Raw genomic sequence first — 14,634 nt, forward strand, 5'->3', positions numbered from 1 at the left:
CACGGCACGGGGGCCGGCCCGGACGGCGGCCGCCGCGCCCCCTCGGCGCGGCGGGCCGCCACCCGGGCCGCCGCGCGTTCCCGCCACCGCCCTGGGCCTACGCTGAACGTATGAACAGCATCAGCGGGCGCGGCCGAGTGGCCGGCCTTCCGGCATGGGACCGGTGCGCGGTCATGGGGGTCGTCAACGTGACCCCCGACTCCTTCTCCGACGGCGGCCGCTGGTTCGACACGACCGCCGCCGTCAAGCACGGCCTGGACCTGGTCGCCGAAGGCGCGGACCTGGTCGACGTGGGCGGCGAGTCCACCCGGCCCGGCGCCACCCGCGTGGACGAGGCGGAGGAGCTGCGCCGGGTCGTCCCCGTGGTGCGCGGCCTCGCCTCCGAGGGCGTCGTCGTCTCCGTGGACACCATGCGCGCCCGTGTCGCCGAACAGTCCCTCGCCGTCGGCGCCGCCCTCGTCAACGACGTCAGCGGCGGCCTCGCCGACCCCGCCATGATCCCCGTGGTCGCCGCCGCCGGCGCCCCCTTCGTGGTGATGCACTGGCGCGGCTTCCTCCAGGGCGGCAGCGTCAAGGGCGTCTACGACGACGTCGTCACCGAGGTCGTCGACGAACTGCGCGCGCGGGTGGAGGCCGTCCTCGCCGGCGGCATCGCCCCCGAGCGCGTCGTCCTCGACCCCGGCCTCGGCTTCTCCAAGGAGGCCGAGCACGACCTCGCCCTCCTCGCCCACCTCGACCGGCTGCGCGCCCTCGGCCACCCCCTGCTGGTCGCCGCCTCCCGCAAACGCTTCCTCGGCCGCGTCCTCGCCGGACCCGAGGGGGCGCCCCCGCCGGCCCGGGAACGCGACGCGGCCACCGCCGCCGTCTCCGCGCTCGCCGCGCAGGCCGGCGCCTGGGCCGTGCGCGTGCACGAGGTACGCGCCACCGCGGACGCCGTACGCGTGGCACGCGCCGTCGAGCACGCGCGCGCGGCACAGCCGGCCTCGGACGCGGAAGGAGACCGGTGAGCGCCCCCCACACCGACGTGGAGCAGGTGGAGGCCGCCAACACCGCCTTCTACGAGGCACTCGAACGCGGCGACTTCGACGAGGTCTCCGCGCTCTGGCTGACCCCTGCCGAGTTGGGCGTGGACGAGGAGTACCACGACCCCGCGGACAGCGGCGTGATCTCCTGCGTGCACCCCGGCTGGCCGGTGCTCACCGGCCGCGGCGAGGTCCTCAGGTCGTACGCCCTGATCATGGCCAACACCGACTACATCCAGTTCTTCCTCACCGACGTGCACGTCTCCGTCACCGGTGACACCGCCCTGGTGACCTGCACGGAGAACATCCTCAGCGGCGGCCCCGCCCCCGAGGAGGGCGCGGAACTGGGACCCCTCGTCGGCCAGCTCGTCGTCGCCACCAACGTGTTCCGGCGCACCCCCTCCGGCTGGAAGCTCTGGTCCCACCACGCCTCCCCCGTGCTCGCCGAGAGCGGCGACGAGGACGCGGACACCGACGGGAATGGCGTGAATCCGGACGACGACCCCCTCGCCTGAGCGGGTACACGCACCCCGGACACCGCCCGGCAGACGACCAGCGGCCCGCCCCCCGGGCGCGGCCCCGCCCGAGAGACCGAGAAGTGGTTGGAATCACCTACCCCCGGGTAGAAGCGGCTACCAGCCCATGACACCGCCGGGTTCCCCGGGGAGAACACCCGGTGAACCCCGCGGACACCGGTCCGGACCCGCGCCCCCGCGGCCGGGCCCCGCCGGTGCCCGCAGGTAGATTCGTCTGAGGCCGGTGTGCCGCCCGCACACGGCACGGGCCGGTCGTTCCCGACGATTGCAGGAGTGATTCGCGTGGATCGTGTCGCGCTGCGCGGCCTGAAGGCCCGCGGGCACCACGGGGTGTTCCCCAAGGAACGCGAGGAGGGCCAGACCTTCATCGTGGACGTCGTCCTCGGCCTGGACACCCGGCCGGCCGCGGCCGACGACGACCTGACGAAGACCGTGCACTACGGCATCGTCGCCGAGGAGGTCGTCGCCGTGGTCGAGGGCGACCCGGTCGATCTCATCGAGACCCTCGCCGCGCGGATCGCCGAGACCTGCCTGAAGCACGAAGGGGTTCAGCAGGTCGAGGTCTGCGTCCACAAACCGGACGCGCCGATCACCGTCCCCTTCGACGACGTGACCGTCACCATCACCCGGAGCCGAGTATGACCCGACCTTTCCGCCAGGGTCACAGCGACCCGACCGTCCAGCCGGTGCCCGCCTCGGTCCTGGAGCAGGTGGACGCCGCCGACACGACCCTGAGCAACCCCCAGTGGGCCGTGATCTCCATCGGCTCCAACCTCGGCAACCGCCTGGAGACCCTCCAGGGTGCCGTCGACGCCCTGGAGGACACCCCGGGCGTCCGCGTGAAAGCCGTCTCACCGGTCTACGAGACCGACCCCTGGGGCGTGGCGCCGGGCACCCAGCCCTCCTACTTCAACGCGGTCGTGGTCCTCAAGACCACCCTGCCCCCGGCCTCCCTGCTGGAGCGCGCCCACGCCGTCGAGGAGGCGTTCCACCGCGTCCGCGACGAACGCTGGGCGCCGCGCACCCTGGACGTCGACATCGTCGCCTACGCCGGCGTCACCTCCGACGACCCGCACCTCACCCTCCCCCACCCGCGCGCCCACGAACGCGCCTTCGTCCTCGCGCCCTGGCACGACGTGGACCCGGAGGCCCAGCTCCCCGGCCGGGGCACGGTGGCGGACCTGCTGTCGGCCGTCACCCGCGACGGCGTGGCACACCGCGAGGACCTGGAACTCCGGCTGCCCGAGTAGTCGTTAAGGTCGAGACGGGTCAAGACCGACGACCACCGTCCGGGATGGTCCGGGGGAACTGAAGGGACACCGTGAGAGAGCTGCGCATCAGGGTGCTGGCCGGCGTGTTCGTCGTGGCCGGCGTCCTGTCCTGGGCGGGCGCCCGCCTCTGGAACTCCACCGGGACCCTGCCGAGCGTCCCCCTGGCCGCCCCCGTCGTCCTCGCCCTGATCGCGGTGGTGCTGCTCTCCACGGCGCTCTCGCTGCGCGCCCGCCTCAAGGCCCAGCGCGAGCGCCGGCCCGGCGCCAAGGGCGTCGACCCGCTGATGGCCGCCCGCGCGGTCGTCTTCGGCCAGGCCAGCGCCCTGGTCGCGGCCCTCGTCTCCGGCATGTACGGCGGCACGGGCGTCTTCCTGCTGGAGCTGCTGGACATCCCGGCCCGCCGCGACCAGGCGATCTACGCCGGATTCTCGCTCCTGGCGGGCATCGGCGTGATAGCGGCGGCCCTCTTCCTGGAGCGCGTCTGCAAGCTCCCCGAGGACGACGACCAGAACCGCACGGGAGCGGAGCCGGTGGCCTGACCACCCGCTCCGCTCACCGGCGCGGTCAGTGCGCCATGATGAGGCTCATCGCCTCGTTCCGCGTGGCCGCGTCCCGCAGCTGGCCCCGTACGGCGGACGTGATGGTCTTCGCGCCCGGCTTGCGGATGCCGCGCATGGACATGCACATGTGCTCGCACTCGACGACCACGATGACGCCCCGCGGCTCCAGTATCTTCATCAGGGAGTCCGCGATCTGCGTGGTGAGGCGCTCCTGCACCTGCGGCCGGCGGGCGTAGACGTCGACCAGGCGGGCCAGCTTGGACAGGCCGGTGATCTTGCCGGACACGGACGGGATGTAGCCGACGTGGGCGACTCCCCGGAACGGCACCAGGTGGTGCTCACAGGTCGAGTACACCTCGATGTCCTTCACCAGGACCATCTCGTCGTGCCCCAGGTCGAACGTCGTCGTCAGGACGTCCTCGGGCTTCTGCCACAGCCCCGCGAAGATCTCCTGGTAGGCCCGCGCCACCCGGCCCGGCGTCTCGCGCAGACCTTCGCGGTCCGGGTTCTCACCGATCGCGAGCAGCAGTTCCCGTACGGCGTTCTCGGCCCGCTTCTCGTCGAACTCGCCGACGGGGCCCTCGCCGTCCAGCGTCACCGGGTCGGTCATCTGATGCCTCGTTCCTCTACGTCCTGCTCGCGGGCGCACGAACGCGCCGCGCCCCCCAGGCTAGAACCTGGGGGGCGCGGCGTTCATTCCGGGCCGGTGGGCGGGCCGGATCAGCTCTCGGGGCGGTCCTCCGGGGTCTGCTCCGTGACCGGGGCGGACTCCGCGGCGGTGGACTTCACCGTGCTGATGGCCGCCGTCGAGCCGTTCGCGCCGTTGGTCAGTGCCAGCTCCTTCGGGGAGAGCACCGGCGGGCGGGTGGACGGCGTACGGCGGGAGGAGCCGGTCCAGGCGGGACGCGGCGGGCGCTTGACGATGGGGGCGAAGATCTCGGCGATCTCCTCCTTGCCCAGGGTCTCCCGCTCCAGCAGCTGGAGGACGAGGTTGTCGAGCACGTCGCGGTTCTCGACCAGGATCTCCCAGGCCTCGTTGTGCGCGGTCTCGATGAGCTTCTTGACCTCCTCGTCGACCAGCGCGGCGACCTCTTCGGAGTAGTCGCGCTGGTGAGCCATCTCACGGCCGAGGAAGGGCTCGCTGTTGTCGCCGCCGAACTTGATCGCGCCGAGGCGTTCGGTCATGCCGTACTGGGTGACCATCGCGCGGGCCAGGTTGGTGGCCTTCTCGATGTCGTTGGCGGCGCCGGTGGTCGGGTCGTGGAAGACCAGTTCCTCCGCCGCCCGGCCGCCCAGCATGTAGGCGAGCTGGTCGAGCATCTCGTTGCGGGTGGTCGAGTACTTGTCCTCGTCGGGCAGCACCATCGTGTAGCCGAGGGCGCGGCCGCGGGAGAGGATCGTGATCTTGTGGACCGGGTCGGCGTTCGGTGAGGCCGCCGCGACCAGGGCGTGACCGCCCTCGTGGTACGCGGTGATCTTCTTCTCCTTGTCCGACATGATCCGGGTCCGCTTCTGCGGACCTGCGACCACGCGGTCGATCGCCTCGTCCAGGGCCTTGTTGTCGATCAGCTTCTGGTCACCGCGGGCGGTGAGCAGCGCGGCCTCGTTGAGCACGTTGGCCAGGTCGGCGCCGGTCATGCCGGGGGTACGGCGGGCGACGGCGGACAGGTCGACGTCGGGCGCGACCGGCTTGCCCTTCTGGTGGACCTTGAGGATCTCCATACGGCCCTGGAGGTCCGGCGGGTCGACGGCGATCTGCCGGTCGAAGCGGCCGGGGCGCAGCAGGGCCGGGTCGAGGATGTCGGGGCGGTTGGTGGCGGCGATCAGGATGACGCCGCCCTTGACGTCGAAGCCGTCCATCTCGACCAGCAACTGGTTGAGGGTCTGCTCGCGCTCGTCGTGACCGCCGCCGAGGCCGGCGCCGCGGTGGCGGCCGACCGCGTCGATCTCGTCCACGAAGACGATCGCCGGGGCGTTCGCCTTGGCCTGTTCGAACAGGTCACGGACGCGGGAGGCGCCGACGCCGACGAACATCTCGACGAAGTCGGAACCGGAGATCGAGTAGAACGGGACGCCCGCCTCGCCGGCGACGGCTCGGGCGAGCAGGGTCTTGCCGGTGCCGGGACGGCCGTAGAGCAGGACGCCCTTGGGGATCTTGGCGCCGACGGCCTGGAACTTGGCCGGCTCCTGGAGGAACTCCTTGATCTCCTGGAGTTCCTCGACGGCCTCGTCACAGCCGGCGACGTCGGAGAACGTCGTCTTGGGGGTGTCCTTGGTGATGAGCTTGGCCTTGGACTTCCCGAAGTTCATGACCCGGGAGCCGCCGCCCTGCATCTGGTTCATCAGGAACAGGAAGACGACCACGATCAGGACGAAGGGAAGCAGCGAGAGCAGGACCCCGACGAAGGGGTTCTGCTTGGACGGCGAGACCGTGTAGCCGTCCGTGATCTGCTTTTCCTGGAATTTGGTCTGGAGCGTGCCGGCGAGCTGCACGCCCTGGTCGCCGATGTAGCTCGCCTGGATCTTGGAGCTGCCCTCGACCTTGTAGCCGTCCTTGAGCGTGACCTTGATGCTCTGTTCGTCACCGGTGGTGAGCTTGGCCGACTCGACCTTGTTGTCGTTGATCGCCGCCACGACCTGGCCGGTGTCCACCGTCTTGTAGCCGCCGGACGAGCCGACGACCTGCATCAACACGACCACGGCAAGGACGGCCAGCACGATCCACATGACCGGCCCACGGAAGTATCGCTTCACGTCCATCCATACGGAGCGGTGTCGCCCCGTCCCTCCTGCCATAGTGAGTTTGATAAGACAGTTCTTCTGACGGTACCCCAGCATTGTTGTCCGAAGCCGCACGGAGCTGTTTCGGCGGCTGGGAAACCCGTCTCCGCATGCTTCAACGGAACGGAACCCGCTGGGGTTCCCGATCGTCCTACCGGGCTTGGGCCGACTGGCTCAGCCGCCGTAGACGTGAGGGGCGAGCGTACCGACGAACGGCAGGTTGCGGTACTTCTCGGCGTAGTCGAGACCGTAGCCGACCACGAACTCGTTCGGGATGTCGAAGCCGACCCACTCCACGTCGATGGCGACCTTGGCGGCGTCGGGCTTGCGCAGCAGCGTGCACACCTTCAGGGAGGCGGGCTCGCGGGAACCGAGGTTGTTGATCAGCCAGGACAGGGTCAGACCGGAGTCGATGATGTCCTCGACGATCAGGACGTGCCTGCCCTTGATGTCGGTGTCGAGGTCCTTGAGGATGCGCACGACACCGGAGGACTGGGTGCCCGCGCCGTAGGAGGACACGGCCATCCAGTCCATGGTGACGGGGGTGGACAGCGACCGGGCGAGGTCCGCCATGACCATCACGGCGCCCTTGAGGACACCGACGATCAGCAGGTCCTTGCCCGTGTACTCCGCGTCGATCTTCGCGGCCAGCTCGGCCAGCTTCGCGTCGATCTCTTCCTTGGTGATGAGCACCTGCTGGAGGTCGGCACCCATGTCTTTCGCGTCCACCCGCATCACTTTCGGTCGTCCCGCACTTATGGCCGCGTGCGCGGCCACCGGCTGGGGCCGCGCTTGCGGCCTCCGGCTGTCCGGCCCGGCGGAGCGCGCTCCGCCGGGGTCGGTGGTCAGCCTTGCCGAATCACCAGTCTGCCACCCTGCCGCCGGGCGACGACCCGGCCCGGGAGATTGATGGCCCCCTGGCCGCGCCAGCCGGTGATCAGGCGGTCGACTTCCTCGATGTGGCGGGCGAAGAGCGCTCCGGCCGGGGCGCCCGCCTCGATGGCCGCGCGGCGCAGGATGCGGCGGCGCACGGCGGGCGGGAGGGCGTAGAGCTTGGCGCACTCCAGCAGGCCGGTGGCGTCGCGTACGGAGGTCTCGGCCTGGCTGGCCCAGGTGTCGAGGGCGTCGGCGTCGTCGCGGGAGAGCTGGGCGGTGCGGGCGAGCGCCTCCACGACGCCCTTGCCGAGGGCCTTCTCCAGCGCGGGCAGGCCCTCGTGGCGGAGCCGGGAGCGGGTGTAGGCGGGGTCGGTGTTGTGCGGGTCGTCCCACACCGGCAGGGACTGGACCAGACAGGCCTTGCGGGCGGTCTGGCGGTCCAGGTGCAGGAAGGGGCGCCGGTAACGGCCGTCGGCCCCCGAGACCGCGGCCATGCCGGACAGGGAGCGGATGCCGGAGCCGCGGGCGAGACCGAGCAGGACGGTCTCGGCCTGGTCGTCGCGGGTGTGGCCGAGGAGGACGGCGGTCGCGCCGTGCCGCGCGGCGGTGGCGTCCAGGGCGGCGTACCGGGCGTCGCGGGCGGCGGCTTCGGGCCCGCCCTCGCGGCCGACGGTGACGGCGACGGACTCGACCGGGTCGAGGCCGAGTTCGCGCAGCCGCAGGACGACCTCGTCGGCCCGGAGGTCGGAGCCGGGCTGGAGGCCGTGGTCGATGGTGACGCCGCCGGCGCGGATGCCGAGTTTGGGGGCCTCGAACGCGAGGGCGGAGGCGAGGGCCATGGAGTCGGCGCCGCCGGAGCAGGCGACGAGCACGAGCGGGGAGGGGGGCCGCTCGGCCGTCCGGCCCGGGTGTCGTCCCGCGGGGGCGCGGGAGGTGTGGTCGTTCAGGATGTCGTGGAGGACGCGGCGAACCGCCAGGCGTATCGCCGCGACCGCAGGATGGGGACCCATGTCCGGTTCCCTTCATGAAGTTTTCGGGGGGTAAGCCCGAGCCGGTCACTCAGAGTGTGTAGATGGTGACAGAAGCGGGCCGTTCCCCGAGCATCGCACGCCTACGCATGGCTTACGGTCCCTCGGACGGGTGATTGGAGGGGCGTTCGCCTGCCGTCGGCCGGATTCGCTTCACGACGTCCGTGCGCCGTTCACGACTCGGACCTGCGGTGCACCCGTGCGACCCAGTCCGCCGGTTTGGCGATCTCCGCCTTGGTGGGCAGGGTGTTGGGCGAGGTCCAGACGCGGTTGAACCCGTCGACGCCGACCTCGTCGACGACGGCCCGTACGAAGCGTTCGCCGTCGCGGTACTGCCGGAGCTTGGCGTCCAGGCCGAGCAGCTTGCGCAGCGCGCTGTCCAGGCGGGAGGCGCCCTTGGCGCGGCGCTGCTGGAACTTCTCGCGGATCTCGGCGACGGTCGGCACGACGCCGGGGCCGACGCCGTCCATGACGTAGTCGGCGTGGCCTTCGAGCAGGGACATCACGGCGGTGAGACGGCCGAGGATCTCCCGCTGGGCGGGGGTCTGCACGAGTTCCACGAAGGAGCGGCCGCCGTCCTCCTCCTCGCCCTCGGGCCGGCCGCCGACGAGGGACTGGGCGGCGTCGCGGACGCGTTCGAGGAAGGTCATCGGGTCGACGTCGGTCTCCGCGAGGAACGACTGGATCTCGCCCTCGAGGTGGTCGCGCAGCCAGGGCACGCCGGTGAACTGCGTGCGGTGGGTCTCCTCGTGCAGGCACACCCACAGCCGGAAGTCGTGGGGTTCGACGTCGAGTTCGCGTTCGACGTGGACGATGTTGGGCGCGACGAGCAGGAGCCGGCCGCCGCCGTGTTCGCCGGCCGGGAGGTCGCGGCTCGCGGGGGCGAAGGTCTCGTACTGGCCGAGGACGCGGGAGGAGAGGAACGACAGCAGCATGCCGAGTTCCACTCCGGTGACCTTGCCGCCGACGGCGCCGAGGACCGCGCTGCCCGGGCTGCCGGCGCGGCGCTCCTGCATCTTCTCCAGCAGCGGCCGGAGGATCTCCCGGAAACCGGCGACGTTGGCGCGCACCCAGCCGGGGCGGTCGACGACGAGGACGGGGGTGTCACGCGTCTGCTCGGTGCCCATCCGGGTGAAGCCCCGGACGTGCTCCTCCGATGCCTTCGCGTGCCGGCGCAGTTCCGCGACGACCGCCCTGGCCTCGTCACGGCTGACCTCGGGGCCGGGCCGTACGAGGCGTGTCGCCGTCGCGACCGCGAGGTTCCAGTCGACCATCCCGGGAGATGCGGTGCCACCGAAGCCAGTCATGGTGTCAACCGTACGTGAGCGTGCCCGCTCGGGGCAGGCCGTGGGGGCCGGGCGGGGTGCCGTCCGGCGCCTCCCGGGGACCGCGCGGCGCCTATGAGCGGCAGCCGCAGGCCGCCAGCGCCGTCGCCGTCGCGTCCAGGGCCGCCTGGGCCTGGAGCGGGTCCTTGGTGCCCGAGGCGAGGAAGGCGAAGGCCAGAAGGTGGCCGTCGGTGTCCACGACGGTGCCGGCCAGGGTGTTGACGCCGGTGAGGGTGCCGGTCTTGGCCCGCACCACGCCGGCCGCGCCGTCGGTGTAGCGGTCGCTGAGGGTGCCGGTGAAGCCGGCCACGGGGAGGCCGGTGAGGACGGGCCGCAGGCCGGGGTGGCGGGGGTCGGCCGCCTTGCCGAGCAGGCCGGTGAGGAGGTCGGCCGTCAGCCGGTCCGCGCGGTCGAGGCCGCTGCCGTCGTGGAAGGCGGTGCCGGACAGCGGCAGGCCGAGCGCGCGCAGTTGGGTGGCGATCGCCTTGGCGCCGCCGCCGAAGCCGGCGGCTTCGCCGCTCGCGAGGGCGGTGTGCCGGGCCAGGGCCTCCGCGATGTCGTTGTCGCTGTTGGTCAGCATGCGCTCGACCAGCGAGGACAGCGGGGGCGAGGTGACGGTGGCGAGGGTCTGCGCGCGTGTGCTGGCCTTGGAGGGGCCGGGGTGCGTGGTCGTGATGCCGTCCTCCTTGAGGAAGGCGGCGAACTTGGCGGCCGTGTCCGCGGCCGGGTCGTCGACGCGGGCCGCCGGTCCGCCGGCGGAGTCGTCGGTGCGGCCCTCGTCGGCGGCCAGGGCGCTGACCGGGGCGAGGTTGTCGTTGACGCCGATGGGGTGCAGGGCCGGCCCGGTGAAGAGGGTGGTGTCGTAGGAGAGGGTGATCTCGCGGACGCCGCGTTCGCCGAGGGCTTCGGCGGTGTGCGCCGCCAGGGTCCGCAGGCTGGCCCAGCCTCCGCTGTCGGCGTGCGCGGTGAGGGTGGGGTCGCCGCCGCCGACCAGGACGAGTTCCCGGGTGTCGGGTTCCAGGGCGGCGCGGGTGGTGAGCCGGTGGTCGGGGCCGAGGGCGGACAGGGCGGCGACGGCGGTGGCGATCTTGGTGGTGGAGGCGGGGGTGAGGGGCTTGCGGCCGTCTGCGTCGTAGAGGCGCGCACCGGTCGTGACGTCGACGACGACGGCCGTGTGCGTGCCACCGAGCGCGGAGGTGTCCAGGAGAGGCCCGAGCACGTCGGAGACGGCCCGCGCGCCGGGCGCCGCCTTCCCCGTGTCCACCGCTCCCCCGGCGCCGCCCAGGGCCGCCAGGACGGGTTCGGCGCTCGGGGCGGGGCGGAGGGCGCCGGCGACCGTGCCCGTGCCCGTGCCGCCGTGATCTGCGCCACCTGACCGCTCCGGGGCGGCGGCCAGGTCCCGCTCGGCCGTACGCTGACCGTTGGCGTCCCACGGGCCGGCCGCGGTCACCACACCGGCGGCCAGCACGAGGCCGGCGGTGGCGGCGCCCGCGGTGTACCGCCAGGTGCCGGCGGTCCGCGGACGGGGGAGACGGGGGAGGTGCGCAGGGCCGGTCCGTACGGCCCGGGTCAACCGTGTGACGTGCGGTTTCACGGTCGCCACGGCGCTCGCGAGACGCGGTCGTACGGCTTCGGCGATCCGCACCACCCGCGGTCCCGCGGCTCGCCAAGGCCCCAGCTCAGGCACGACCACCAGCCCCTTTCGCGATCACACACCTGCGTGAGGGACACTTAACCACCAGAACTATGTGCTGATCATGGAGGAGCCACCGGTGGAGTTCGACGTCACGATCGAGATCCCGAAGGGTTCGCGGAACAAGTACGAGGTGGACCACGAGACCGGCCGGATCCGCCTGGACCGTCGTCTCTTCACCTCGACCGCCTACCCGACCGACTACGGCTTCGTCGAGAACACCCTCGGCGAGGACGGCGACCCGCTGGACGCGCTGGTCATCCTGGACGAGCCGACCTTCCCGGGCTGCCTCATCCGCTGCCGCGCGATCGGCATGTTCCGTATGACGGACGAGGCCGGCGGCGACGACAAGCTGCTGTGCGTCCCGGCCACCGACCCGCGGGTGGAGCACCTGCGCGACATCCACCACGTGTCGGAGTTCGACCGCCTGGAGATCCAGCACTTCTTCGAGGTGTACAAGGACCTGGAGCCCGGCAAGTCGGTCGAGGGCGCCAACTGGGTGGGCCGCACGGACGCCGAGACGGAGATCGAGCGGTCGTACAAGCGCTTCAAGGAGCAGGGCGGTCACTGACCCCCGCCCCGCCGGCGAACGGGCCGCACGCGTCCGCGTGCGGCCCGTTCGCGTACGCGCGTCCGCCGGCAGGCACGGGTGCCGCCGGTGTGGGTACGTGTGCGCATACTGAGGCTTACGGAAGGTGTCGTTCAGGGAGCGGTGCGAGGTGACGGAGGCGGAGGAGCGCAAGCCCCGGTCGGACGAGGCGCGGTACGACCCGGAGATCACGTCCGAGTTCGCCATTCCGCGGGGTCTGGACGTCCCCAGGGGCGGTGGTGAGTCGGAGACGACCTCCGAGTTCGCGGTGCCGCGGGGACTCCAGTCGCCGCAGCCGCCGGACGCGGAGCCGGAGGGCTCGGCGTTCAGCGTTCCGAGCACCTACAGCGCGGACACCGCGCCGGCCGCGTTCACGCCGGCCGCCGGGGTGCCGCTGGTCAGCCTGGTCAAGGACGCGCCCTGGCAGGACCGGATGCGCACCATGCTGCGGATGCCGGTGACCGAGCGGCCGGCGCCGGAGCCGGTGCAGCGCGAGGAGGAGGGCGGCCCGGCCGTCCCGCGCGTGCTGGACCTGACCCTGCGTATCGGTGAGCTGCTGCTGGCGGGCGGCGAGGGCGCGGAGGACGTGGAGGCCGCGATGTTCGCGGTGTGCCGGGCCTACGGCCTCGACCGGTGCGAGCCGACCGTCACCTTCACGCTGCTGTCGATCTCGCACCAGCCGTCCCTGGTGGAGGACCCGGTCACGGCGTCCCGGACGGTGCGGCGGCGGGGCACGGACTACACGCGGCTCTCGGCCGTGTTCCGGCTCGTGGACGATCTGACCGACCCGGAGACCCACGTCTCCCTGGAGGAGGCGTACCGGCGCCTGGCGGAGATCCGCCGCAACCGGCACCCGTACCCCGGCTGGGCGCTGACCCTGGCGAACGGACTGCTGGCCGGTGCGGCCTCGGTGCTGGTCGGCGGTGATCTGATCGTGTTCCTCGCGGCGGCCGCGGGCTCCATGCTCGGCGACCGGCTGGCGTGGCTCTGCGCGGGGCGCGGGCTGCCGGAGTTCTACCAGTTCACGGTGGCCGCGATGCCGCCCGCGGCGATCGGGGTCGCGCTGAACCTGGCGCACGTGGACGTGAAGGGGTCCGCGGTGATCACCGGTGGGCTGTTCGCGCTGCTGCCCGGGCGGGCGCTGGTCGCGGGGGTGCAGGACGGGCTGACGGGCTTCTACATCACCGCCTCGGCGCGGCTGCTGGAGGTCATGTACCTCTTCGTCGGCATCGTCATCGGGGTGCTGACCGTCCTCTACTTCGGCGTGAAGGTCGGCGGCCAGCTCAACCCGGACGCGACCCTGGGCATCTCCCAGCGGCCGCTGGTGCAGATCGTGGCCTCGATGCTGCTGTCGCTGACCTTCGCGGTGCTGCTCCAGCAGGAACGGTCCACCGTGCTCTGGGTGACCCTGAACGGGGGCGTGGCCTGGTCGGTATACGGCGCGATGCGCTACGCGGGCGACATCTCGCCGGTGGCCTCCACGGCGGTGGCGGCGGGCCTCGTGGGGCTGTTCGGGCAGTTGCTGTCCCGGTACCGGTTCGCCTCCGCGCTGCCGTACACGACGGCGGCCCTCGGGCCGCTGCTGCCCGGTTCGGCGACCTACTTCGGGCTGCTGTCCATGGCGCAGAACGACGTGGACAAGGGGCTGGTGTCGCTGGCCAAGGCCGCGTCACTGGCCATGGCCATCGCCATCGGGGTCAACCTGGGATCGGAGATCTCGCGGCTGTTCCTGCGGGTCGGCTCCGCCGGGAAGCGCCGGGCCGCGAAGCGGACGCGCGGTTTCTGACGGCGCCTACTGCCCGTGGTGGCCGTACGGGTAGCCGTCCTGGTCGTACCGCTGCCGGTCCCCGTACGGCTGCTGCTCCGGGTCGTACGGCTGCCGGTTCGGGTCGTACGGCTGCTGCTGGTGCTGCTGGTGCTGGCCGTACTGCTGCTGCGGGTGCTGCGGGTGCTGCGGGTGCTGCTGCTGGTCGTAGTACTGCTGGTTCCAGTCCTGCTGCTGGGGCTGCTGGGGCTGGTGCGGCTGCTGATACGGCTGCTGCCCGTACTGGTCGCCGTACGGCTGCTCGTACCGCTGCTCGTAAGGCTGGTCCGGCTCGATGCGGCGCAGCTGGGTCGTCGCGGAGTCCATGACGGGCGGCTGCTGGTACCGGGCGGCCGGGGGCTGGGGGGCCTGCGACTGAGGCGCCCGGGGAGCGGCCTGGGCGGTGCGGGCGGCCTTCTTCTCCTTGCCGCGGGCGCGCAGGAACTCGATTGCGATCGGGATCACCGAGACGAGGACGATCAGGATGAGGATCGCCTCGATGTTCTTCGTGACGAACTCGATGTTGCCGAGCCAGGAGCCGAGCAGGGTGACGCCCGCGCCCCACAGGACGCCGCCGATGACGTTGAAGACCAGGAACGAGCGGTACTTCATGCCGCTGACGCCCGCGATGATCGGCGTGAAGGTGCGCACGACGGGCACGAAGCGGGCCAGGACCAGGGACTTCGGGCCGTACTTCTCGAAGAACTCGTGTGCCTTGGTCACGTTCTCCTGCTTGAACAGGCGGGAGTCCGGACGGTTGAACAGGGACGGTCCGACCTTCTTGCCGAACATGTAGCCCGCCTGGTCACCGAGGACCGCGGCGAGGCAGATCAGCCCGACCGCGCCCCACAGCGGGAAGTCCAGCTGGTGCGAGGTGATCAGCAGGCCGCAGGTGAACAGCAGGGAGTCACCCGGCAGGAAGAAGCCGATGAGCAGGCCGGACTCGGCGAAGACGACGAGCAGCAGGCCCCAGATGCCGTACGTGTCGAGCAGATAGTTGGGATCCAGCCAGCTCGGGCCGAGGGCGAGTGTCATCACGGATCCGGGCTCCTGAGGGGTGAAGGCGGCTGAACGTCGACAGGCTGCCGCACAAAGCTATCAACGCGAGGTGACCGCCCCGGGTTCCACCGGTGGCGCTCCGGGCCCGGG

The 14,634-nt window shown here is 71.8% G+C and carries 14 protein-coding genes; 7 read left to right on the top strand and 7 right to left on the bottom strand.

What is annotated here, in order from left to right:
* Window positions 1–110: 110 nt before the first annotated feature.
* From folP to IF37_RS0100115, 5 genes are all read left to right on the top strand, one after another.
* Window positions 111–1,007 (top strand): dihydropteroate synthase, encoded by an 897-nt coding sequence (gene folP / locus IF37_RS0100095; RefSeq protein WP_030734021.1) that lies wholly within the window; start codon window positions 111–113, stop codon window positions 1,005–1,007.
* Window positions 1,004–1,537, top strand: coding sequence for a nuclear transport factor 2 family protein (locus IF37_RS0100100; protein ID WP_030734024.1), 534 nt, complete (start codon window positions 1,004–1,006; stop codon window positions 1,535–1,537). The genes folP and IF37_RS0100100 overlap by 4 nt, the downstream gene beginning before the upstream one ends.
* 303 nt (window positions 1,538–1,840) lie before the next feature.
* Window positions 1,841–2,200: a dihydroneopterin aldolase gene (gene folB / locus IF37_RS0100105; protein WP_030734027.1), complete on the top strand. Its 360-nt coding sequence runs from the start codon at window positions 1,841–1,843 to the stop codon at window positions 2,198–2,200.
* Complete coding sequence (folK, locus tag IF37_RS0100110; protein ID WP_030734028.1) at window positions 2,197–2,808, top strand: 2-amino-4-hydroxy-6-hydroxymethyldihydropteridine diphosphokinase; 612 nt, start codon at window positions 2,197–2,199, stop codon at window positions 2,806–2,808. The genes folB and folK overlap by 4 nt, the downstream gene beginning before the upstream one ends.
* A 71-nt stretch (window positions 2,809–2,879) precedes the next feature.
* Window positions 2,880–3,368, top strand: a complete 489-nt coding sequence (locus tag IF37_RS0100115; protein ID WP_030734030.1) for a DUF3180 domain-containing protein — start codon at window positions 2,880–2,882, stop codon at window positions 3,366–3,368.
* Between the two features lie 25 nt (window positions 3,369–3,393).
* On the opposite strand, the gene folE is transcribed toward IF37_RS0100115, so the two are convergent.
* From folE to dacB, 6 genes are all read right to left on the bottom strand, one after another.
* Window positions 3,394–3,999: a GTP cyclohydrolase I FolE gene (gene folE / locus IF37_RS0100120; RefSeq protein ID WP_030734032.1), complete on the bottom strand. Its 606-nt coding sequence runs from the start codon at window positions 3,997–3,999 to the stop codon at window positions 3,394–3,396.
* Window positions 4,000–4,109: 110 nt separating this feature from the next.
* Window positions 4,110–6,149, bottom strand: coding sequence for an ATP-dependent zinc metalloprotease FtsH (ftsH, locus tag IF37_RS0100125; protein ID WP_030734034.1), 2,040 nt, complete (start codon window positions 6,147–6,149; stop codon window positions 4,110–4,112).
* Window positions 6,150–6,344: 195 nt separating this feature from the next.
* Window positions 6,345–6,905, bottom strand: coding sequence for a hypoxanthine phosphoribosyltransferase (gene hpt, locus IF37_RS0100130; RefSeq protein ID WP_030734037.1), 561 nt, complete (start codon window positions 6,903–6,905; stop codon window positions 6,345–6,347).
* Window positions 6,906–7,015: 110 nt separating this feature from the next.
* Entirely contained in the window at window positions 7,016–8,056 is a 1,041-nt protein-coding gene (gene tilS, locus IF37_RS0100135) for a tRNA lysidine(34) synthetase TilS (RefSeq protein WP_030734039.1), read from the bottom strand.
* A gap of 191 nt (window positions 8,057–8,247) precedes the next feature.
* On the bottom strand, window positions 8,248–9,348 hold the full coding sequence (locus tag IF37_RS0100140; protein WP_037855283.1) for a zinc-dependent metalloprotease: 1,101 nt from the start codon (window positions 9,346–9,348) through the stop codon (window positions 8,248–8,250).
* A 124-nt stretch (window positions 9,349–9,472) separates the two neighbouring features.
* Window positions 9,473–11,092 (bottom strand): D-alanyl-D-alanine carboxypeptidase/D-alanyl-D-alanine-endopeptidase, encoded by a 1,620-nt coding sequence (dacB, locus tag IF37_RS0100145; protein WP_253915583.1) that lies wholly within the window; start codon window positions 11,090–11,092, stop codon window positions 9,473–9,475.
* Window positions 11,093–11,171: 79 nt separating this feature from the next.
* Here dacB and IF37_RS0100150 point away from each other — a divergent pair, with 79 nt between their 5' ends.
* Together IF37_RS0100150 and IF37_RS0100155 are read left to right on the top strand one after the other, a co-directional pair.
* Window positions 11,172–11,663, top strand: coding sequence for an inorganic diphosphatase (locus IF37_RS0100150; protein ID WP_030734045.1), 492 nt, complete (start codon window positions 11,172–11,174; stop codon window positions 11,661–11,663).
* 148 nt (window positions 11,664–11,811) lie between these two features.
* Window positions 11,812–13,467, top strand: coding sequence for a threonine/serine exporter ThrE family protein (locus tag IF37_RS0100155; RefSeq protein ID WP_030734047.1), 1,656 nt, complete (start codon window positions 11,812–11,814; stop codon window positions 13,465–13,467).
* A 6-nt stretch (window positions 13,468–13,473) separates the two neighbouring features.
* Here IF37_RS0100155 and IF37_RS0100160 read toward each other — a convergent pair whose 3' ends face one another.
* Window positions 13,474–14,523, bottom strand: a complete 1,050-nt coding sequence (locus tag IF37_RS0100160) for a DedA family protein (protein ID WP_030734049.1) — start codon at window positions 14,521–14,523, stop codon at window positions 13,474–13,476.
* Window positions 14,524–14,634: the final 111 nt, after the last annotated feature.

The organism is Streptomyces sp. NRRL S-31, from assembly GCF_000718775.1.
Classification (GTDB): domain Bacteria; phylum Actinomycetota; class Actinomycetes; order Streptomycetales; family Streptomycetaceae; genus Streptomyces.

Coding starts and splice junctions, on each gene's coding strand:
- IF37_RS0100140 (WP_037855283.1), bottom strand. CDS start 9,348: ATGGTCGACTGGAACCTCGCGGTCGCGACGGCGACACGCCTCGTACGG.
- folE (WP_030734032.1), bottom strand. CDS start 3,999: ATGACCGACCCGGTGACGCTGGACGGCGAGGGCCCCGTCGGCGAGTTC.
- folP (WP_030734021.1), top strand. CDS start 111: ATGAACAGCATCAGCGGGCGCGGCCGAGTGGCCGGCCTTCCGGCATGG.
- folK (WP_030734028.1), top strand. CDS start 2,197: ATGACCCGACCTTTCCGCCAGGGTCACAGCGACCCGACCGTCCAGCCG.
- hpt (WP_030734037.1), bottom strand. CDS start 6,905: ATGCGGGTGGACGCGAAAGACATGGGTGCCGACCTCCAGCAGGTGCTC.
- tilS (WP_030734039.1), bottom strand. CDS start 8,056: ATGGGTCCCCATCCTGCGGTCGCGGCGATACGCCTGGCGGTTCGCCGC.
- ftsH (WP_030734034.1), bottom strand. CDS start 6,149: ATGGACGTGAAGCGATACTTCCGTGGGCCGGTCATGTGGATCGTGCTG.